This is a genomic window from Allobosea sp. LC85 (genome assembly GCF_000735605.1).
Classification (GTDB): domain Bacteria; phylum Pseudomonadota; class Alphaproteobacteria; order Rhizobiales; family Beijerinckiaceae; genus Allobosea.
In genome coordinates this window covers 119,856-139,709 of the sequence record NZ_JPKG01000044.1, presented here as the reverse complement: position 1 = coordinate 139,709, position 19,854 = coordinate 119,856, and the positions used below count along the sequence as shown (strand labels likewise).

Sequence of the window (19,854 nt, the reverse complement as noted above, 5' to 3'; positions counted from 1 at the left end):
CCCCCCGCCGCCGGCGATTCGTGCCCCCACCCGCCCCATCCGCGAGGGCGGCGCGCTGGGCGGAGCGCGCCGCCCCCCGCCGCACCGCCCCCCCCCCCGGGCCGGGGCGGCGCGTCTGACCCCCCGCCCCCGCCGGCGCCGCCAATGGATTGGATGCGCAGCCCGCAGTTTAAAACTGCTGAAAACTAAGCTTTATCAATTCAGTAAAGCCGCCCCTCGATAGAAATAGAGTCGAATTCTGTCAATCGATTCTCATTCAATTGCAAAACAATAGAATCAATCCAATGCCGAGTCATTCTAATTTATAGATATTCTATACTACGAACACCACTCTCGGACCTCGGCCTCGCTCAAGCCCTCCTCCCGATCTCGTGATTGCCGTGATCCGGCCGCAAAGCGGGTTGCGTATTGCAACGCACAAGCAGTCGCGCATCATGGCGCCGGACCGCTGCGGACAATGTTGAAGATGCTCGACCGCCGGACTTTCCTCATGGGCTCAACTGCGCTTGCCGCAGTCGCTGCCGGCGCGCCCGGTCCTTCGCTCGCAGGCGATCTCGATATCGTCGTCATCGGCGCGGGCGCAGCCGGCATTGCAGCCGCACGCGAACTGAAAACGGCCGGGCGCCAGGTCGTGATCCTCGAGGCCCGCAACCGTGTCGGTGGCCGCGCCTTCACCGACACCTCGCTTGGCGCTGCCTATGATGCCGGCGCGATGTTCATCCACTGGGCGGAGCGAAACCCCTGGGTAAAGATCGCCGCCGATCTCGGTATCCCGACACCGAACGAATCCTGGGGCAGCGGCTTCCAGGTTTTCGCCAACGGCCAACCGATGTCGGATGCCGAGCGGATCAAGCGGCGCGGTGCCTTCGGGCAAGTCGATCGCAGGCTCGAGACGGTCGACATTTCGAAGCGCGATCTCTCCGTGGCGGAGCTGCTCGGAGATCTCGGGCCGGATGTAGCGCCTGTCGCCACCTCCGGGCTATTGCTCTCGATCGGTGAGGAATCTGATCGCATTTCGGCGCGCGACTACCAGCGCCTGTGGAGCGGCGACGACTTCGTCGTTCCCTCGGGCTACGGCAATCTGGTCGCACGCCATGGCGAAGGGCTCGATATCCGCCTTGGCGAACCGGTCGAAGCCATTCGCTGGGACGGGCCCGGAGTCGAGATCACGACGCGCTCGGGGACGCTAAAGGCGCGCGCCTGCATCGTCACCGTGCCGGTCGGCGTTCTGAAGGCCGGCAGCATCCGCTTCACGCCTGCGTTGCCAGCCCGAACCCGCGACGCCCTGAACGGGATCGGCATGGGCGCTCTCACCAAGATCGCGCTCAAGGTCGAGGGGGATCGCTTCGGCATCAAGCCGGGCATGAGCTATCTCGAAGCCGGCTCGCCCAAGGCCATGATGAATATCGACCTCTTCCCCGACGACAGGGACATCGCCATCGCCTATTGCGGCGGAGACTACGCGCGCGACCTCTCCCGTGCGGGAATCGCCGCCGCACGCGATCATGTGACCGAGCTATTGGCCAGGATGGTTGGCGAGAGCTTTCGCAAGGCCGTCACCGGCGTGTCATTCCCCGTCTGGTGGACCGATCCGTTCTCGCATGGCTCCTATTCCGTCTGCCAACCCGGCTTCGAGACCGCACGGGACAGGCTTGCCGAGCCGATCGGCGGCCGCATCTGGCTGGCAGGCGAGGCGACGGCCGGCGGCGGCGCGATGACGGTGGGCGGCGCGACCCTGGCGGGGCGGGCGGCCGCAGCGGCCGTGGCGCGGCTGAAGGCTTAGCTCTCCAGCTCCAGCTCCCAATTCTGCCCCACCAGATCCTGCCCGAAGGAATGGTGCTTCTCCTCGGCAATGAGCTTGAAACCGGCGGCAACATAGATGCCGCGCGCCGCGTGCAGGATGTCGTTGGTCCACAGGACCATGCGCCGATAACCGGCCGATCGCGCAAAGCCGATCGCCTCCTGCACCAGCGCCTTGCCGAGACCCAGCCCCTGACCGCGCTTCTCAACCAGCACGAGCCGGAGTTTGGCGACCTCGTCCGACTCTCGAACCACGAAGGCCGAGCCGACCGGCACCCCGTCCAGCTCCGCGATGAAGCAGCGCTCCGTGCCGGGCTGGAAGTCTCGCAGGAACTTCGCCGCGATCTCCGCGACCAGCGCCTCGAAGCTGATGTCCCAGCCATAGTCTTCCGCATAGAGCCGACCATGCGCCGATATCACCCAGCCGATATCGCCGGGCCTGTGTTCACGGATGAGCGGTCGCCGCTTTTGCTCCCCAGCTCCGGACAATAGCCGTTCAGCGGTTCCCAGCGCCTCGACCAGATCCGCCTGAGCCGACTGTCCGAGGCGCGCCAGGATCGAGCCGGCCTGGTCGCGTGACGCTTCATCCAGCGGCCGAAAGGCCTCTTGCCCCTCTCGCGTCAGCAACAGGTGCGAAGCCCGCCCGTCGTCAGGCGAACGCTCGCGTCTCAGCCAGCCGGCAGCAGCAAAGCGCTTGAGGATGCGGGAGAGATAGGCGGGATCGAGAGCAAGCTCGCGCGCCAGCTCGCTTGCGAGCCAATCGTCACGTTGAGCCAACTCATAGATCACGCGCGCCTCGGTCAGCGCAAAGCCGGAGCCGTGCAGGCTGCCACCGAGCGCTCCAATCCAGCGCGTGTGGAAGCGGTTGAAGCGTCGGATCGCAGCGATTGCGGGGGTATCTGTGGCGTCCATGGTGATCTCCGTGGTTCAGGATCTCCAGTTGATGGACAAAGTCAATTAAATTGAACGACTGCAGGCAGGAGTTCCTTGACCACTCCTTAACCGGGCTCTGGCCCAATGAAGCGCTCATCCATCTCCTGTGCAGGCGCCGACGCATGCGGGTCGATCTTCTGGCCGGAACAGCCTATGGCGCAGCCGTGATGCCACGCCGCCAACCCATCATCCTCGTCTTCGATTCCGGCCTCGGCGGCCTGACTGTGCTGGCGGAGACCACGCGCGCCCGTCCGGACGCACGCATCGTCTACGCCGCCGATGACGCCGGCTTCCCCTATGGCCGGCTCAGCGAAGCGGAACTCGTCGACCGCGTCCTGCAGGTCATGGAGCGGCTGATTGCGCGCTATCATCCTGACCTTGTGGTGATCGCCTGCAACACCGCCTCGACGCTGGTGCTGCCGGCGTTGCGCGCCCGCTTCACCATCCCCTTCATCGGCACCGTTCCGGCGATCAAGCCAGCAGCCGAGACCACCCGCAGCGGCCTGATCTCGGTCCTGGCGACGCCCGGCACTGTCGCCCGCGACTATACGCGCGGCCTGATCGAGGCCTATGCGGCTCGCTGCGAGGTTACGCTGGTCGGCTCGACTCGCCTTGCCGGCCTCGCCGAAGCGGCGCTCAAGGGCGAGATGATCGACGACGCGGCAATCCTTGCTGAACTCGAGCCCTGCTTCGTAGAGAATGACGGCGGGCGGACCGACGTGATCACACTCTCCTGCACGCATTATCCGCTGCTGCTGGAACGCATGCGCCGACTGGCACCGTGGTCCGTCACTTGGGTCGACCCTGCCCCGGCCATCGCCCGGCGGGTTTCCCAATTGCTTGGACCGGCAGCGCCCCCGCCCTTCAGCGCTGCAGGCGACGCGCCGGCGATTTTCACGGGCGGGGCCGGCATCAGCGGACCGCTGCGCATCGCTCTCGCAGGCTACGGACTGTCCCAGGTCCTGATCGAGCCATTTCCGCTGATGAATTGAACGCCAATTCCCAGGCGTCGCCCCAAGGCATTTGACTTGCTGGGGCTCCTGCGCCTATAGGGCTCTCGTCGCGCGGGTCCATCAGGGCCCGCGAGGCTTTTTCCGCACCCGTGATCCGCTCGTCGAGAGCCGGATCTGTCGCCCTGGAAACGGGGACAGGAGGGCGCGGTCCTCAACTCGCGAACCAAGAGGACACGCGATATGTCGAAGCGCCACGAGGCGAAGTACAAGATTGACCGCCGTCTCGGTCAGAACATCTGGGGCCGCCCGAAGTCCCCGGTCAACCGCCGCGAATACGGCCCCGGCCAGCACGGCCAGCGCCGCAAGGGCAAGCCCTCCGATTTCGGTACGCAGCTGCGCGCCAAGCAGAAGCTGAAGGGCTATTACGGCTCGATCTCCGAGAAGCAGTTCCGCCGCTACTACGCCGAGGCGATCCGCCTGAAGGGCGACTCGGGCGAGAACCTCGTCGGCCTGCTCGAGCGCCGTCTCGACGCGGTGATCTACCGCGCCAAGTTCGTCCCGACGGTCTTTGCCGCTCGTCAGTTCGTCAACCACGGCCACGTCACGGTCAATGGCAAGCGCGTCAACATCGCGTCCTACCAGGTCAAGCCGGGCGACGTGATTGCGGTGAAGGAATCCTCCCGCCAGCTCGCCATCGTGATCGAATCGGCCGCGCTCGCCGAGCGCGACGTGCCGGACTACATCGATGCCGACCACACCAAGTTCTCGGCCACCTACACCCGCACCCCGACCCTCTCGGACGTGCCCTACGCGGTGCAGATGGAACCGAACCTGGTCATCGAGTTCTACTCGCGCTGATCCTGCCTTTCAGGTTCGGGCCGCGTGGCTCCGATCAGAATCAGAAAGGGGCGGCTCTACGGAGCCGCCCCTTTCTGTTTGAGCCCTTAATAAGGGCACCCAGCGTCCTGTCCTGGGGCGGAACACGAAGCGGGAGCCGACCGTTCGGTGTCCCGCTCCGCCCCCCAGCACTCCTCGCCCTCGATCCGGCCCGATCTCGATACCGTTCCACGCCGGATGTCCGGCGGGGCTCCGGGTCCAGAAGGCGATGCCGTTGAACTGGATGGTCTGCGAGACATCAGGCAGCGCATCGCGATAGATGCCGAAGCGCGGCTGTGCGTCGATGCCCGGCTTGCCCGCCTTCGTCATGCCATGGCGCGGATATCCGAGCACACCGCGATAGGCAGGGCAGGGCCACAAGGCCCTGAGCAAAACAGCAAAAGGGGCGGCCAGCAGGAGCCACCCCCTCTTTGACGCACGCCCCCTCGCTGCGGCACTGTCGGGTTATCGTTCGTCAGAGATGCGAACCCACCTCGTCACGAAAGAAATAGCAGCCGAGCCCGACGCAGCCGATCAGGATCGAAAGGCCATACGGGCCGAACAGACAGAGGATGAAAACGAAGGCGATGAAAATCCTCATCAGCCAGGTGGACGATTGAGCCTTCATGAGACGCCCCTCTCACGAGAGTTACTGCGTGGAGCCTAGGCGCTCAAAAATGAACTCAATTTGAAGGATCATGGTAAACTCTCGTTTTTCATGACTGCGGTCGCCTCAACGTTTACTGCCTTGCTCTTGGGCATCGTCATGCGAACATGCACGTCCGACAGCAGCATAGAAAAAGGCGGCCCGAAGGAGCCGCCTCGTGAAGCCGATCGGGACGCGATCAGTTGTGGTCGTCGTCGCTGTCATAGCGGCCGCGACGCGAACCACGATCATCATCGTCGCGATCCCAACCGCCGCGTCGATCCTGCCAGCGCTCGCGCATGTTCTCCCGCATCCGCTCCATGCGGTCGTGCCCCTCGGAGAACGCCTCGCGCACAGCCCGGCGCGCCACCGTCTTCTGCTCATCGCTCAAAGTTGACCACAGCGGACGAACGGCATCCGCGAGTTCCTTGCTGCGCGTAGCACGCGCGGCCTGGCGGCTGGCCATTGCGTCCAGCCGCTCCATGATATCGGCATGGCGGAAGTTGTCACGCTGCTCGCGCATCGCCGCGAAGCCCTCGCGACGCTGTTCCATGCCCTTCTTCACCGTGTTCTCGACCGCATCGAACAACGGGACCTGCTCGGGCTTGAGCTTCATGTCGGTGCGCAATTTGGCAAAGCGTTCGTTCATGCGGGCCTGCGCCCGCTCGAACCGCTCCTTCATGCGGGCTTCCATCTGCTCGGCGCGGCGCTGGTCGCGTTGCTCCATCCGCTCCTGTCGGGTCATGTCGCGCGAGGATTCGGATCCGCCGGCGGGCGGAACTGGCTGCGGCTGCGGCTGCGCGATCGCGAACGTCGCGGCCAGAGCGGCTGCCGACGAAGCTGCGATAAGGGCGATGCGTTTCATCCTGGGTCTCCGTTTGTCGTATCGACAAGGTCAGGTCGCTGGCGGGTCTCGAAGCCGGTTCGCGATCACGGCAAGGCTGACCTCGCGCTCCTGACCCTGCAATGGCGCAAGCATGAAAAGATCGTAATGTAGCGATGACGCGCCAGCGAGCGCGAAGTTCCCCCAGCTCTCCCGGTGTCATTCCTCGTGATGCGCAACCTGATCACCGATGTGCGCGGCCTCCTCGTCGGGCAAGCCCAGGACCTTGCCGCCGCGACCGGCGTCACTGTGGCCCTGTTTGACCGCCCGACCATGGCCTCAGTCGCCGTTCTCGGCGGCGCTCCCGGCTCCCGCGATACCGCATTGCTGGAGCCGGAAATGACGGTCGAGCATGTCGACGCCATCGTGCTCTCCGGTGGCTCCGCCTGGGGACTGGCGGCCGCTGACGGGGTCATGGCGGCGCTTGCCGCAAACGGGCGCGGTTTCCCGGTCGGTGGCATGCGCGTGCCGATCGTGCCGCAGGCGATCCTCTTCGATCTCCTGAACGGCGGTGACAAGGGCTGGGCCAAAGGCAATGGCGCGGAAGCCCCCTATCGCGCACTGGCGCGCGCGGCGGCAGAGAATGTCGGCGCGGACTTTGCCCTCGGAAGTGCCGGCGCAGGCTACGGTGCGACCACAGCCACGCTCAAGGGGGGCCTGGGCTCAGCCAGCGCGCGCGCCGCCACCGGGCAGATCGTCGGCGCCCTCGTCGCCGTCAATGCCGTCGGCAGTGCCACGATCGGCGACGGACCTTGCTTCTGGGCCGCTCCCTATGAGTGCGAGAGTGAGTTCGGCGGCCTCGGCTGGCCCTCCGCGATTTCACCTGATGATCTCAGGCTGCGCTTCAAGGGCGGCACCGGGCAGAACACCACGATCGCACTCGTCGCGACCGACGCCTCACTGACCAAGTCGCAGGCGAAGCGGCTGGCTCTTGCGGCGCATGATGGTTTGGCCCGGGCACTCAGGCCGGCCCATGCCCCCCTCGACGGCGACATCGTCTTTGCCGCGGCGACTGGTCATAGCGGCGCGCCGTCCGATGCCTTCGCCCTGGCCGAACTGTGCGCGACCGCAGCCGACGTCCTCGCTCGAGCCGTCGCACGCGGCATCCATGCCGCAACGGCCCTTCCCTTTGCCGGAGCCAAGCCCGCCTGGCGCGACAGGTTCGGAACCTGACGCTCGCTCCGCTCCGCTCCCGCAGCGTTTACCAACTGGAAAGGCAAGACTCCACATCATTCACGTGTAGTTGCACGGACCTATCTTCGTTGACCGCTTCGCGCCGGTCGCGCGATCATCGATACAGGCTGCAGCATGCGTGAGATCGCCTTTGGCGCCACGTTCGGTCTCGCCACGGCGCTGGCTGCGCTCCTCACTGCGGCTTGGCCAATATCCGGCCGCCCGGTCGCTTCATATTTTCCTCCGGGCACGACGGCGGCCGAAGCAGCTGCAGCGATCGGGCAAGCGGGCGGACGCCTGCTCGAATTTGGAGACACGCCCTCCCTCGTCATCAGCATCAGCGACCGCCCCGATTATGCCGTGGGCCTTTATCGCTCGGGCGCCTGGCTCGTGGCCAGCGCGACATTGGCCAGACTTTGCATGAGCCGCTCTGGGAGGCGCCGTACATGAACAATGTCGAACAACTCAGAGCGCAGTTCGCCTATGTACTGAATGGCGTGCTCTGGGCAAATGCCGCGCTTCTGGCACTAACCAATGGTCTGACGGAGCACGACAATTTTGAACTTCTCCTTGCAGCCGGCGTCGGGCTTGCCAGCCTGGGAACGCTGGCATGGTGGATCGATGGGACGAACTGGCTCGCGCGCCAGATAACCTCTGTCGCCACCATGGGACAGGTGATGCTTCTGGTCTACGCGTTCAGCGGCCATCCCTATCAGGCCGACACGCATATGTATTTCTTCGCCATGCTCGCCGTATTGTCCGGCTGGCTCGACTGGCGCGTCTTCGTGCCGACGACGATCGCGGTTGCATCCCATCACGGACTTCTCAGCGCGATCAATCCAGTGGCGGTCTTCCCGAATGGCGGCGGCCTCGGCCGCGTGCTCCTCCATGCGGTGATCGTCGTCGTTCAGGCCGTGGCCCTCGGCTGGATCGTGAATTCGCTTCGCGCCGCCTTCATTGCCTCCGAGCGCGAACGGCAAGCAGCAACTACGGCGCAGCTCGCCGCGGAGGAAGCCCGGCACGAGGTCGCAACGACGACGGAGCGAGCAGCCACCGAGCGGCGAACGATCCTGTTCGCGATCGCGAGTGACTTTGAAAGCAAGATCGCCGGCATCGCGCGGGATGTGATCTCGTCCGTGCAAACGGTCAGTGCCGCCGCCCAGCAAATGATGAGCGGCGCCACACAGGTCGCGGAACGCTCGAAGGCTGCCTCGACCTCCTCGCATCAGGCCTCTTCGAATGTGATCGCCGTAACGCAGGCGACCAGCGAGCTTGCAGCCTCGATCAGGGAAATCGACAAGCAGGTTGCCGAAACCTCTCGGATCGTCGGTTCGACCACCACCAATGCACAGACCGTGCTGACGACGGTCAACCAGCTTTCGAAGAAGGCCGACAATGTCGGGAATATCGTCGGCATGATCTCGACGATTGCCACGCAGACAAATCTGCTGGCCCTCAATGCCGCGATCGAAGCGGCTCGCTTCGGTCATTCCAGCAGTGGCTTTGCGGTCGTGGCCCAGGAGGTCAAGGCACTGGCCAACCAGACCTCGCTGGCGACAGAAGATATCCAGCGCCAGATCGAAGCGATCCGCAACTCCAGCGAAGAGGCCGTCCGTGCCATCGACACCATGAACACGACCATCGGCTCGCTCAATAAGGTCTCGGCAGCAGTCGCGACCGTCGTCGAACAGCAGAACGCCGCCACATCGGGGATTGCCCGCAACATCGAGATTGCAGCACACGAGACTATCGCGGCCTCCGGCAATATCGAGTTCGTCAGCCGGGTGGCAGCGGAAACCGGTCAGGCCGCGGCCTTCGTGGCCGAATCCGCCGACAGGCTGGCCGCCCAATCCGCGCATCTCGACACCGAGGTCGCGCAGTTCCTGGGGCGGATCCGGGCAACCTGATTCTCATGCGTGCGCAGCTGCGAGACCGGGGCTCGTTTGCCTTACGATCCGGCCGCCTCGAACGCCGCATGGTAGCGGACTTCGCCCGTCGGCAGTTCCCCGCCAAAGGCAAGCACCTGGAAATATTCCTGCGGCACATCGGCAAGCCAGAGCCGCGGGTCAGTCGTGAAACCGAAGCGGCCATAATAGGCCGGCGCCCCCAGCAGCACGCAGCCCTTTGCACCGATCGCCTTCAACCTGTCGAGGCCGGCGCGCACCAAAGCCTGCCCGATGCCTCGCCCCTGCATCTCCGGATGAACAGCCAGAGGTCCGAGACCATACCAGCCAAGCTCCTGCCCACCAATCGCGACCGGCGAGAAGGCGACATGGCCGAGCAGGTCGCCGCCATCGGCGGCGACAAGGGACAACGCCAGCACACCGGCCCCGCGCAGGCCATCGACGATCGCGGCCTCCGTCTGGCTGCTGTGAGATGCGTCCCTGAAGGCGCCAGCAACAAGAGCCCGGATCGCGGGAATATCAGCTGGTTGCTCGTCTCGGATGATCATGTCTCGTCCTCGGATAGCACAGCAGCAGGAGGGCCCATGACGGGCCCTCCCCCCTTGGCCTCACCGGTTATCGGCCTGCGACCTCACGGCGAGCCGGCCCTGCCGCGAGATGCGATAGGGCCGGCCCTGCTTCGATTCGATCATCCGCTTGCGCCTGAGACGACCGAAAAGCTCGAGCGTGCAGTTGGTCAGCACGTAGCCCTCATGCGTGAAGCAGTCGACATGGTGGATGCGGCCATCATCGCCGCGATGGTGACGGATATGCCCGCTCTGGGCCAGCACGTGCAGCACGCGCTGCTCGCCCCTGGAGATATTCATGTTTGTAGTGCCTGTGCATGAAACCATGACAAGCGCCTGAGCCGCATGCAGGCATCGAATGCCGCATTTCAGACCCGGCGCTGCATCACGTTCCGCCGAAGCGAAACGTCACCGGGTTCCCGCACTCTCAAACATGAAATCCCCCAACAAGGTCATTTCCCGGCGCATTGGCGCGGGAGAACGGGCGCTTAAAGCACCCCCCTCCTAACGTCAACAGCCGCCTGGGGCGTTTCGCACCTGCATCGAATGCGCTATGGGGACGGCATGTCGACAGATGCATTTCTCCAGCGGTTCGGCGCGCCCGGCACGCCCCAGCCCGATCCTGTTGCGGCAGCGCAGAGCGCGATGCGCAACGCCTTGCCCAAGCGCTTTTATGAGACCGCGAGCGTGCTCGAGCGCGACGGGCTGTTCCATGTCGCGCTCGATGGCAGGACGGCCCTGACCCCGGCACGCAATCCCTTGGCCATTACCTCGCGCCCGGTCGCCGAGGCGCTCGCTGCGGAATGGCAGGCCCAGGGCGAGCGGATCGACCCCGCCGTCATGCCGCTGACACGACTGGTCAACTCGGCGCTCGACGGCGTCTCCGATCAGCATGAGGCCGTGCGCGCCGAGATCGTACGCTATGCCGGCAGCGATGCGCTTTGTTATCGCGCCAGCGAACCGGACAATCTGGTCGAGCGCCAGCATAGTGTCTGGGGCCCGATCATCGCCGACGCCGAGGCCGCGCTCGGTGCCCGCTTCACCCTCGCCGAGGGCGTGATGTTTGCGAAACAGCCGGCCGAATTGCTCGCCGCCGTCGCCCGCCGCGTTGCCCATCTTGCCGCGCCGCTGGCGCTCGCCGGAGCGCATAATGTGATGACACTTTCAGGCTCGACCATTCTCATGCTGGCTCTCGCCGACGCGCGGCTGGACGAAGAACAGGCATGGACCGCAGCCCATCTCGATGAGGACTACCAGATCGAGATCTGGGGACAGGACGAGGAAGCCGCCGAAAGGCGGACGATCCGCCGCCAGGAATTCGCGGCGGCCGTGCTTCTGCTCCAACACGGATAGCGAAAGCCCGAACGAACGGCTGATGGACAGCATGGCCTTCGCCCCTTAAGCCGAAAACGCAGGCGTTCTGACCGGCGACGGGGCATTTCCATGAAGGACATTCTCGAGCAGCTTGAATCCCGCCGTGAAGGCGCGCGCAAGGGCGGCGGCGACAGGCGCATCGAGGCGCAGCACAAGCGCGGCAAGCTGACGGCGCGCGAGCGTATCGAGCTCCTGCTCGATCACGGCTCCTTCGAAGAATTCGACATGTTCGTGCAGCACCGCTGCGTCGATTTCGGCATGGAGAAGGGTGAGAAGATCCCGGGTGACGGCGTCGTCACCGGCTGGGGCACGGTCAATGGACGCACCATCTTCGTCTTCTCAAAGGACTTTACCGTCTTCGGCGGCTCTCTCTCCGAGACACATGCCCAGAAGATCACCAAGATCCAGGAGATGGCGCTGAAGATGCGGGCCCCGATCGTCGGCCTGTTCGATGCCGGTGGCGCCCGCATCCAGGAAGGCGTCGCGGCGCTCGGCGGCTATGGCGAGGTCTTCAAGCGCAATGTCGCGGCCTCGGGCGTCATTCCCCAGATCTCGGTGATCATGGGCCCATGCGCAGGCGGCGACGTCTATTCCCCGGCCATGACCGACTTCATCTTCATGGTCCGCGACACGAGCTACATGTTCGTCACCGGTCCGGAAGTGGTGAAGACCGTCACCAACGAGACCGTCACGTCCGAGGAATTGGGCGGCGCCAAGGTCCATACCTCGAAATCCTCGGTGGCCGACGGCTCCTTCGAGAACGATGTCGAGGCGTTGCTGCAGGTGCGCCGGCTGATCGATTTCCTGCCGGCCAACAACACGGTCGGCGTCCCGGAATGGCCGAGCTTCGACGTGCCTGACCGCGTCGACATGAGCCTCGACACGCTGGTGCCGGACAATCCGAACAAGCCCTATGACATCAAGGAGTTGATCCTGAAGACGCTCGACGAGGGCGACTTCTTCGAGATCCAGGCGGCCTATGCCGGCAATATCGTCACCGGCTTCGGCCGCATCGAGGGCCGCACCATCGGCGTCGTCGCCAACCAGCCAATGGTGCTCGCCGGCGTGCTCGATTCGGATGCCAGCCGCAAGGCGGCCCGTTTCGTGCGCTATTGCGACGCCTTCGAGATCCCGATCGTCACCTTCGTCGACGTGCCGGGTTTCCTGCCAGGCACGTCGCAGGAATATGGCGGGCTGATTAAGCACGGCGCCAAGCTGCTCTTCGCCTATAGCGAATGCACCGTGCCGCTGGTCACGGTCATCACCCGCAAGGCCTTCGGCGGCGCCTATGACGTGATGGCCTCAAAACATATCGGCGCCGACGTCAACTATGCCTGGCCGACGGCGCAAATCGCAGTGATGGGCGCCAAGGGCGCGGTCGAGATCATCTTCCGCGGCGGCGATGCCGAGACCATCGCCCGCCAGACCAAGGAATATGAGGACCGTTTCATGAGCCCCTTCGTCGCCGCCGAACGCGGCTATGTCGACGAGGTGATCATGCCGCACTCGACCCGCCGTCGGATCGCCCGGGCACTGGCCATGCTCAGGACCAAGAGCGTCGAGCGGCCCTGGCGCAAGCACGACAATATTCCGCTGTGACAGTGCGATCTACCGCCAGCGGCGGAACACCGCACTCGCATTGACGCCGCCAAAGCCAAAACCGTTCGAGATGGCATGCTCCATCGGAAGCGGACGCGCTTCCCTCGCCACGAGATCGAGGCCTGCCGCATCCTCGTCCGGATTGTCGAGGTTGAGTGTCGGCGGAGCGATCTGGTCGCGCAGCGCCAGGATCGTGAAGATCGCTTCCAGCCCTCCGGCAGCGCCGAGCAAGTGGCCCGTCGCCGATTTGGTGGCGCTGATCGCGATGCTGCGCTCCGAACCGAAGAGGGCCTTGATTGCCGCCAACTCGCCACGGTCGCCAACCGGGGTCGAGGTCGAATGCGCATTGAGATGACGGATATCGGCCGGCTGCAGGCCCGCCTGTTTCAGGGCGATCTCCATGGCGCGGCGCGCGCCCGAACCGTCTTCCGGTCCTGACGTGATGTGATAGGCATCGGCGCTGGTGCCGTAGCCGGTGATCTCGGCCAGAGGTGTAGCGCCCCGCGCTTGCGCATGCTCCAGCGCCTCGATCACCAACATGCCGGCGCCCTCGCCCATGACGAAGCCGTCGCGGTCCCGGTCGAAGGGGCGGGACGCGCGCTCGGGCTCGTCATTGAAACCCGTCGAGAGCGCCCGCGCCGCGGCAAAGCCGCCAAGCGCGACAAGATCGACGCAGGCCTCAGTGCCGCCGCAGAGAGCGATATCCGCCTCTCCGGCCCGGATCAGGCGCGCCGCATCGCCGATCGCCTGCACGCCGGCAGCGCAGGCCGTGACCGGGGCGCCGATCGGTCCCTTGAAGCCGTGGTCGATCGAGACATGGCCGGCCGCGAGATTGACCAGAAAGGACGGGATCGTGAAGGGCGAGAGCCGCCGCACACCCCGCGTATCGGTTATGCGCACCGCTTCGGCAATCGCCGGGAAGCCGCCGATGCCGGAGGCGATGACCGTCGCGGTGCGCTCCCGTTGCACGTCCTCGATCGGCGCCCAGCCGGCCTGCTCCAGTGCCTCCTTCGCCGCCACCAGTGCGAACTGAATGAAGCGATCCATCTTGCGCTGGTCCTTGGGCGCGATCGCGCCGTCGGGATCGAAGCCGCCCTCGGCATCCTCCGCCTTTGTCGGCACGACGCCGGCAACCTTGGCCGGCAAAGTCTCGACAATGCTGTCGGGCAGGCGGCGCAGCCCGGAGCGGCCGGCGAGCAGGCGCGACCATGCCAGTTCGGTTCCACAGCCCAGGGGCGAGACAACGCCCATACCGGTTACGACGACGCGGCGCATCGGCAGATCCTATTCGATGTGAGAGGGAGAGAGCAGCCGCAAGTCCCTCTGCGCGGCAATGCGCTGGCGCATCTGTTCGCTGGCTCGCGGACCGGGGATGAGAACGACATTATCGGACGTGATCGGCATCGCGCTGGCCGCATCGACCAGGATCGGGGCGAGCGGCCGGCCCGAATCGCGCCCCGCCAGCAGCAGGGACACGCCCTCGGGGGCGAGATACCGGTTGCCCCAGGCGAGCATCGCCGCAATCACCGGGAAGAAGTCCCGCCCCTTAACGGTGAGCAGGTATTCATACCGTTTTGGCCGGTCACGATAGAGCCGCCGCTCGAACAGGCCGCTCGCCGTCAGATGTTTGAGGCGCCGGGCCAGCATATTGGGCGCAATGCCGAGGCTCGTCTGAAATTCGTCGAAGCGCGTGAGGCCCCCGAGCGCATCACGCAGGATCAGGATGCTCCACCACTCGCCCACGGTATCGACCGTCCGCGCGCAGGGGCATTCCGAGAGTGAGGTGAGCCTGGGTTGCATGCCCGTACCGGCTAGACCAGCAACTATCTTTTTGCAAGTAACCGATCTAGCCGAATGCAGGCGCCTTTCGTGCTGGGCCGCTAGCCCGACGTTCGGAACGCTTCATCCGTATGCAGAATTGCGCGCATACTTTGCATATCGGAAAAATTACGCGCCCAGCGAGCATTTCTGTTCTGCAACCAGCTTCGCCGAACCTCCCGGCCTGCGCCCCACGGGCATGACTCCAGCAAAATAATCGTCTAAGGCGGCGCTCGCCCCCAAGAGATCTCCCGCACTCGATGCTGTTCAATTCCTTCGTCTTCCTGCTCGGCTTTCTGCCGCCGGCACTGGCCTTGCACTGGCTGGTCGAGCGTTTTCAGCCAAGCCTGCGGCTCCCTGTTCTGGCGCTCCTGTCCTTTGTCTTCTACGGCTATTGGGACTGGCGCTTCGTCCCGCTGCTCGCTTTCTCGATCCTGCTCAACTGGTGGATCGCCGAAGCCTTCCTGAAGACGAAGCGAGCCGGCCTGATTTCTCTGGCTATCGCGCTCAACCTCGCCGTGCTGGCGCTGTTCAAATACTTCAATTTCTTCGCTGACCTCGCAGGCATGGTTCCGGGACTACCCGCTCCCAAGCTCGATCTGGCACTCCCGCTCGGCATTTCATTCTTCACCTTCCACCATGTGATGTACCTGACGGATCTCAGGCGCGGCGAGGCGCCGCGCTACGATCTGGTGCGCTATACGCTCTACATCGCGTTCTTCCCGCAGGTGCTTGCCGGGCCGCTGGTGCGCTGGCGCGAGATCATGCATCAGTTCGACGAGCGGCCCTATTTGCGGTCGGACGCAGTCGAACGCATCGCGCGGGGGCTGATGCTCTTGACCGCCGGCCTCGCCAAGAAGGTGCTGCTCGGCGACCCGCTGGCCGAATATGCCAACCCGGTCTTCGCAGCAGCTGCCGCCGGGCAGGCTGTCTCGATGGCCGAGGCCTGGCAAGGCGCGCTCGCCTTCACCCTCCAGATCTATTTCGACTTCTCCGGCTATACCGACATGGCACTCGGCCTGGCCCTGCTCTTCGGCATCGTGCTGCCGCAGAATTTCGACGTGCCCTATCGCAGCGTCAGCATCCAGGATTTCTGGCGGCGCTGGCATATGACGCTGTCGCGCTTCCTGCGTGACTATCTCTACATCTGGATGGGTGGCTCGCGCCGGGGCCTGCCGACCCAGATCTGGGCGCTCTTCGCCACCATGGCGCTCGGCGGCCTCTGGCATGGCGCCGGCCTCACCTTCATCGCCTGGGGCATCGCCCATGGACTGGCCTTGATCGTCTGCCTGCTCTGGCGCCGCGCCAAGCTGCCGATGCCGGAGTTGCTCGGCTGGGCCCTGACACTGCTTTTCGTCACGCTGTCCTGGGTCCTGTTCCGCGCCTCCTCCTTCCCGGCGGCGCTGACGATCTACAAGGGCCTCTTCGGCTTCGCGCCCATCGGCTCCGGCTTCAAATGGCGCGCGTTGCTGCCCGCTGCCGCCTTTGCGCTGATCGGTCCGACCGCCTGGGCAATGGTGCACCGACTGCCGCCGGCGCGGTGGATCGCCGTGCTGACGGCCGTGCTTTTCGTGCTCGTGTTGTTCAAGATCGGCGACGACGCCAATTATGAATTCATCTACTTCCAGTTCTGAGTGGCCGGGGACCGCATCCAAGCCCGCTAATGGGATGCGTTGGCCAGGATTTCTGCGTGTCCTGCTGGCTGCAGGCTGTCTTCTGGTGTCCGCCTTCTTCCTGGCCGCCATGGTGATCGATCCCTATGACACCGGCCGCTCACCGCTTTCATTGAAGGAGGGCGTTCGCCCGCAAGGACCACGCACGGCCGCCGCCAGCCGCGGCCGCGATCCTGCCTTCTCGGGGGCCATCTTCGGCAACTCCCATGTCCAATTGGTCAAACCGGAGCAGCTCAAGGCGCTGACCGGAGTTCCGTTCGTCTCGTTGATCGCGCCCGCAACAGGGCCGCGGGAAACCCTGGTGCTGATCGACTGGTTCCTGCGCCATAGGCGGGAGCCCGCGCGGGCTCTGGTCGTCGGTATCGACGAAGCCTGGTGCACCCCGGACCCGGCACTGCCGATCGGAAAGCCATTCCCGTTCTGGCTCTTCAGCAGGAGCACCGCAGAATATCTTATCGGACTGATGCGTTACGACGTGCTGGAGGAAGTCCATCGACGGATCCGGTACCTCACGACGCATAGCCCGGAGCGTGCCCGGCCAGACGGCTATTGGGACTATGAGGAGGGCTATAAGATCCAGGGCTTTCTCGATTCCCCGCAGCACCGGAGCAAGCTGCTTGCGCCGAGGAACGTCAGCGGCGGAAACGGGACCGGCCCCTTTCCAGCTGCGACCGCGCTCGCCGCGCTCCTGGAAGCGGAAGCGAATGACATCCCTGTCATCCTCGTGCGCCCGCCCGTCTATGTGAGCGCCCTGCCGGAGCCGGGCAGTTCTGCGGAGCGCGCCGACACTGCCTGCCGGGCCGCATTCCGGGCCCTCGCCGACAAACGCCCCGCAACGAAGCTTGTCGATCTGCGTCGCGACACGCCTCTGATACGCGAGCCCTCCAATTTCTTCGACCATAGCCATTACCGCCAGATTGTCGCCCGCGAGGTCGAAACGAGCATCGCGGCGGCGCTCACGTCTCTGCGATAGGCTTGGCAAAGATGCCCCGAGAACGGCGGATTTCATTTTTATGACAACCACTTCGCAAGATTGGTTGAAACTGCATCGATCGCGATTGTTACTGTCTCTCTCCCTCGCTATAAGGGCGCCAAATCGGCGGCCCGACTAAGGCAGAGTCGGTAGGCACGCCGGAAACAGACACTCAGAGAGCGCGCCTATGTCGAAACAGATCATCCTGGACGCCGACTACCGACCTTCCGACGCCGAGCCCTTCATGAACGAGCGGCAGCGCGAATATTTTCGCAGCAAGCTGCTCGCCTGGAAGGAGGAGATCCTCAAGGAGGCCAAGGAGACGCTGGTCACCTTGCAGAGCGAGAGCGAGAATCACCCCGATATCGCCGACCGCGCCTCATCGGAGACCGATCGCGCGATCGAGTTGCGCGCACGTGACCGTCAACGCAAGCTGATCGCCAAGATCGAAGCCGCGATCGCGCGGATCGATGAGGGCAACTACGGCTATTGCGAGGAGACCGGCGAGCCGATCTCGCTCAAGCGCCTCGAGGCCCGGCCGATCGCAACGCTTTCGCTGGAGGCGCAGGAGCGTCACGAGCGCAACGAACGCGTTTTCCGCGACGACTGAACGCCCTCGGCATTCAAAGCCAGCAAAAAGGCCTTTCGCCGATGGCGAAAGGCCTTTTTGCTGGAATGGATGAAACCCCGCACTGGAGGCGCGGGGTTTCACTGGATGCCGCCGTAAAGCTTGGGGAGCGTGGCTGGCATCCGGGACAGGGGCGTGCTTCGGGAGGAAGCAGCCCGCCGGCCAGGGAGGGAAAGGCGGGGAGCGTACCTCGCCTGGCCGGATTTCTCGGAGAACCGTCAGAAGGGCAGCAGGATGTCCATCACCTGCTGGCCGTAGCGCGGCTGCTGGACATCGGTGATCTGACCGCGCCCTCCGTAAGCGATGCGCGCCTGAGCAATCTTGCTTGAATCGATGGTGTTGTCGGATTCGATGTCCTCAGGCCGGATCACACCGGCGACGATCAGTTCGCGCACCTCGAAATTGACCCGGATCTCCTGCTTGCCCTCGATCACGAGATTGCCGTTCGGCAGGGTCTGGGTCACCACGGCCGCGACATTGGTGGCAAGCTGCTCGGCGCGGCGGACCGAACCCGAGCCTTCGCTCGACCCCTCGGAGTCGAGCTTGAGCAATTCGCCCGCGCTGGAACCGTCCGGCAGGAATTTGTCGAGTTTGTTCTCGAACCCCATGATCCTCGCTGCGCCGAAATCCTCGCCGTTCTTGCGGCTGCGCTTGGTGGTGTTGTCGAGCTGGGCCCGGTCGGTGACCTTGACCTTGACCGTAACGAGGTCCCCGACCATGCGGGCGCGCTGGTCCTTGAAGAAGGCGCGCGAGCCTGTGCGCCACAACGAGTTCGGCGCGAAGGAGGCATGCTCGACCGCCGGCATCGGCATCTGCACAGGCTTGTAGCCCTTCATCGCAGTCGGATCCTCGATCGGCGAGAGCGCCGGCGCCTGGCCAACATTGGCGAGCCGATCGGCGGCGCCGCAGGCGCCGAGCGTGAGACCGAGCGCAAGGACACTCGAAAACCTGAGAAGCTTGGCATGGGACATGATGATGTTCCGCATTTTCGTCACTACTGCGCGTTGGCGACGCGGCCGATGCCGGCCGACTTGACTGTGATCCGGCCGGGCCCGCTGACCGTCCCCTGCAGCACACGCTTGGATTGGGGATTGGTGACACTGACGACATCGCCTTTCGCGCCAGCCTCTCCGGCGCGGCCACGCATGGTGAGAAGCAGGCCCGGCGCCTCGTAGACGATGGTGACGAGGTCGCCGCGGCCGACGATCTCCTCGCGCTGCACATCGCCGTTGCGCAGTGGCATTCCGGCCATCAGCGCACGTCGCGCCACCTTGTCGACCGCTCCCTTGATCTCGGCAATCAGCTCGACGCCCTGGCCCTCACGCGGGCGCCGCTCGACGATCACGTCTGCGGCGGTCAACGTCTCGCCCCGGGCAATCGCGCGGAGCGGAACCACGACTTCCGTCGTTTCGACCAGATGACCTGAGATCCGCACTGGTTTCAGGCGCAGCGCGGCACTACCCGGCACCGTCAGCAGGGCCTGGAGTCGACGCGAGCGGGCGTCGTAGCTCAGATCGACCACCGTCATGGCGGCGGTCAGTTCGGGCTCGACCACAATCGAAGGTGTGCCCCCATCCACGGCGAGCGCGAAGATGCGACTATCGACGCCGAAGCGCTCCAGCAGCCCGGTCTTCACCGCGACCTCGACATCGGAGGCCATGACGCGGCGAGCCGCGCGGGTAACGACAACCTGCGCAATGCCCTGGCCGTCGATATCGCTCGCCTCGCGGATGAGGCCGCCATTTTTCGCGGCTTCGATGATGCGAGCGGCCTGGATCGTACCGGTCTCGCCCAGCGCAGGCGCCCGGAAGGCCGGCATGGCAGCGTCCTGCGGAGAAAGACCTGCGATCAGATCGCCGAAGGTGACGAGATCCCGCGAGAGAGTGAGTTCGTTGCGCAGCTGCATCCGGCGCAGGACCGGGGCTGGACGCGCCTTTTCGGCCGGAAGGGCAGCCGTCGAGACCGGCGCGGCCGCGTGCGGCTGAACCGCAAGCGCGGTTCCGGCAAAGAGCAGGGAAACAAGGAGGCTGGAGGAGCGGATCATGAGCAGGGTCC

General features: G+C 64.9%; 19 protein-coding genes. 10 read left to right on the top strand and 9 right to left on the bottom strand.

Features of this window, described 5'->3' with window-relative positions:
* The first annotated feature begins 490 nt into the window (after nt 1-490).
* A complete protein-coding gene (locus FG93_RS20530) occupies nt 491-1,783 on the top strand; it encodes an NAD(P)/FAD-dependent oxidoreductase (protein ID WP_161783856.1) in 1,293 nt (430 codons plus the stop codon).
* On the opposite strand, the gene FG93_RS20525 is transcribed toward FG93_RS20530, so the two are convergent.
* Nucleotides 1,780-2,712, bottom strand: a complete 933-nt coding sequence (locus FG93_RS20525; RefSeq protein ID WP_043237720.1) for a helix-turn-helix domain-containing GNAT family N-acetyltransferase — start codon at nt 2,710-2,712, stop codon at nt 1,780-1,782. The two genes, FG93_RS20530 and FG93_RS20525, sit on opposite strands and share 4 nt — an antisense overlap.
* A 143-nt stretch (nt 2,713-2,855) precedes the next feature.
* On the opposite strand from FG93_RS20525, the gene murI reads away from it, so the two are divergent.
* Together murI and rpsD are read left to right on the top strand one after the other, a co-directional pair.
* Nucleotides 2,856-3,725, top strand: coding sequence for a glutamate racemase (gene murI / locus FG93_RS20520; RefSeq protein WP_043237717.1), 870 nt, complete (start codon nt 2,856-2,858; stop codon nt 3,723-3,725).
* Nucleotides 3,726-3,926: 201 nt separating this feature from the next.
* Nucleotides 3,927-4,544 (top strand): 30S ribosomal protein S4, encoded by a 618-nt coding sequence (rpsD, locus tag FG93_RS20515; RefSeq protein WP_043237713.1) that lies wholly within the window; start codon nt 3,927-3,929, stop codon nt 4,542-4,544.
* 493 nt (nt 4,545-5,037) lie between these two features.
* Here the strand turns inward: rpsD and FG93_RS32970 are convergent, their stop codons facing one another.
* Both FG93_RS32970 and FG93_RS20510 read right to left on the bottom strand, forming a co-directional pair.
* Nucleotides 5,038-5,190, bottom strand: a complete 153-nt coding sequence (locus tag FG93_RS32970; RefSeq protein ID WP_161783855.1) for a hypothetical protein — start codon at nt 5,188-5,190, stop codon at nt 5,038-5,040.
* A 217-nt stretch (nt 5,191-5,407) separates the two neighbouring features.
* On the bottom strand, nt 5,408-6,073 hold the full coding sequence (locus tag FG93_RS20510; RefSeq protein WP_043237711.1) for a Spy/CpxP family protein refolding chaperone: 666 nt from the start codon (nt 6,071-6,073) through the stop codon (nt 5,408-5,410).
* A gap of 189 nt (nt 6,074-6,262) precedes the next feature.
* Between FG93_RS20510 and FG93_RS20505 the strand changes: the two genes are divergently transcribed.
* Nucleotides 6,263-7,264 carry a P1 family peptidase gene (locus FG93_RS20505; protein ID WP_043237710.1) on the top strand — a complete coding sequence of 334 codons (1,002 nt, stop codon included), beginning with the start codon at nt 6,263-6,265 and terminating at the stop codon, nt 7,262-7,264.
* A gap of 446 nt (nt 7,265-7,710) precedes the next feature.
* Nucleotides 7,711-9,171 (top strand): methyl-accepting chemotaxis protein, encoded by a 1,461-nt coding sequence (locus FG93_RS20495; RefSeq protein WP_043237705.1) that lies wholly within the window; start codon nt 7,711-7,713, stop codon nt 9,169-9,171.
* A gap of 41 nt (nt 9,172-9,212) precedes the next feature.
* Here FG93_RS20495 and FG93_RS20490 read toward each other — a convergent pair whose 3' ends face one another.
* Nucleotides 9,213-9,716: a GNAT family N-acetyltransferase gene (locus tag FG93_RS20490; RefSeq protein ID WP_043237702.1), complete on the bottom strand. Its 504-nt coding sequence runs from the start codon at nt 9,714-9,716 to the stop codon at nt 9,213-9,215.
* Nucleotides 9,717-9,776: 60 nt separating this feature from the next.
* Complete coding sequence (locus FG93_RS20485) at nt 9,777-10,034, bottom strand: YjhX family toxin (protein ID WP_043237700.1); 258 nt, start codon at nt 10,032-10,034, stop codon at nt 9,777-9,779.
* Between the two features lie 264 nt (nt 10,035-10,298).
* Here FG93_RS20485 and FG93_RS20480 point away from each other — a divergent pair, with 264 nt between their 5' ends.
* Together FG93_RS20480 and FG93_RS20475 are read left to right on the top strand one after the other, a co-directional pair.
* Nucleotides 10,299-11,087, top strand: coding sequence for an ATP12 family chaperone protein (locus tag FG93_RS20480; protein WP_043237787.1), 789 nt, complete (start codon nt 10,299-10,301; stop codon nt 11,085-11,087).
* A gap of 90 nt (nt 11,088-11,177) precedes the next feature.
* Nucleotides 11,178-12,707, top strand: coding sequence for an acyl-CoA carboxylase subunit beta (locus tag FG93_RS20475; protein WP_043237698.1), 1,530 nt, complete (start codon nt 11,178-11,180; stop codon nt 12,705-12,707).
* A 9-nt stretch (nt 12,708-12,716) separates the two neighbouring features.
* Here the strand turns inward: FG93_RS20475 and fabF are convergent, their stop codons facing one another.
* A complete protein-coding gene (gene fabF / locus FG93_RS20470) occupies nt 12,717-13,982 on the bottom strand; it encodes a beta-ketoacyl-ACP synthase II (protein WP_043237696.1) in 1,266 nt (421 codons plus the stop codon).
* A gap of 9 nt (nt 13,983-13,991) precedes the next feature.
* Nucleotides 13,992-14,507: a helix-turn-helix domain-containing protein gene (locus tag FG93_RS20465; protein ID WP_043237694.1), complete on the bottom strand. Its 516-nt coding sequence runs from the start codon at nt 14,505-14,507 to the stop codon at nt 13,992-13,994.
* A gap of 278 nt (nt 14,508-14,785) precedes the next feature.
* Between FG93_RS20465 and FG93_RS20460 the strand changes: the two genes are divergently transcribed.
* The 3 genes from FG93_RS20460 to dksA all read left to right on the top strand — a co-directional run bounded on the left by FG93_RS20460 (nt 14,786) and on the right by dksA (nt 17,781).
* Nucleotides 14,786-16,159: an MBOAT family protein gene (locus FG93_RS20460; RefSeq protein WP_043237693.1), complete on the top strand. Its 1,374-nt coding sequence runs from the start codon at nt 14,786-14,788 to the stop codon at nt 16,157-16,159.
* An 85-nt stretch (nt 16,160-16,244) separates the two neighbouring features.
* Nucleotides 16,245-17,171, top strand: a complete 927-nt coding sequence (locus FG93_RS20455; RefSeq protein WP_152579534.1) for a hypothetical protein — start codon at nt 16,245-16,247, stop codon at nt 17,169-17,171.
* A gap of 187 nt (nt 17,172-17,358) precedes the next feature.
* Nucleotides 17,359-17,781: an RNA polymerase-binding protein DksA gene (gene dksA / locus FG93_RS20450; protein ID WP_043237690.1), complete on the top strand. Its 423-nt coding sequence runs from the start codon at nt 17,359-17,361 to the stop codon at nt 17,779-17,781.
* 236 nt (nt 17,782-18,017) lie between these two features.
* Here the strand turns inward: dksA and flgH are convergent, their stop codons facing one another.
* Together flgH and flgA are read right to left on the bottom strand one after the other, a co-directional pair.
* Nucleotides 18,018-18,770 carry a flagellar basal body L-ring protein FlgH gene (gene flgH, locus FG93_RS20445; RefSeq protein ID WP_043237786.1) on the bottom strand — a complete coding sequence of 251 codons (753 nt, stop codon included), beginning with the start codon at nt 18,768-18,770 and terminating at the stop codon, nt 18,018-18,020.
* Between the two features lie 23 nt (nt 18,771-18,793).
* Nucleotides 18,794-19,843 carry a flagellar basal body P-ring formation chaperone FlgA gene (flgA, locus tag FG93_RS20440; protein ID WP_052513984.1) on the bottom strand — a complete coding sequence of 350 codons (1,050 nt, stop codon included), beginning with the start codon at nt 19,841-19,843 and terminating at the stop codon, nt 18,794-18,796.
* Nucleotides 19,844-19,854: the final 11 nt, after the last annotated feature.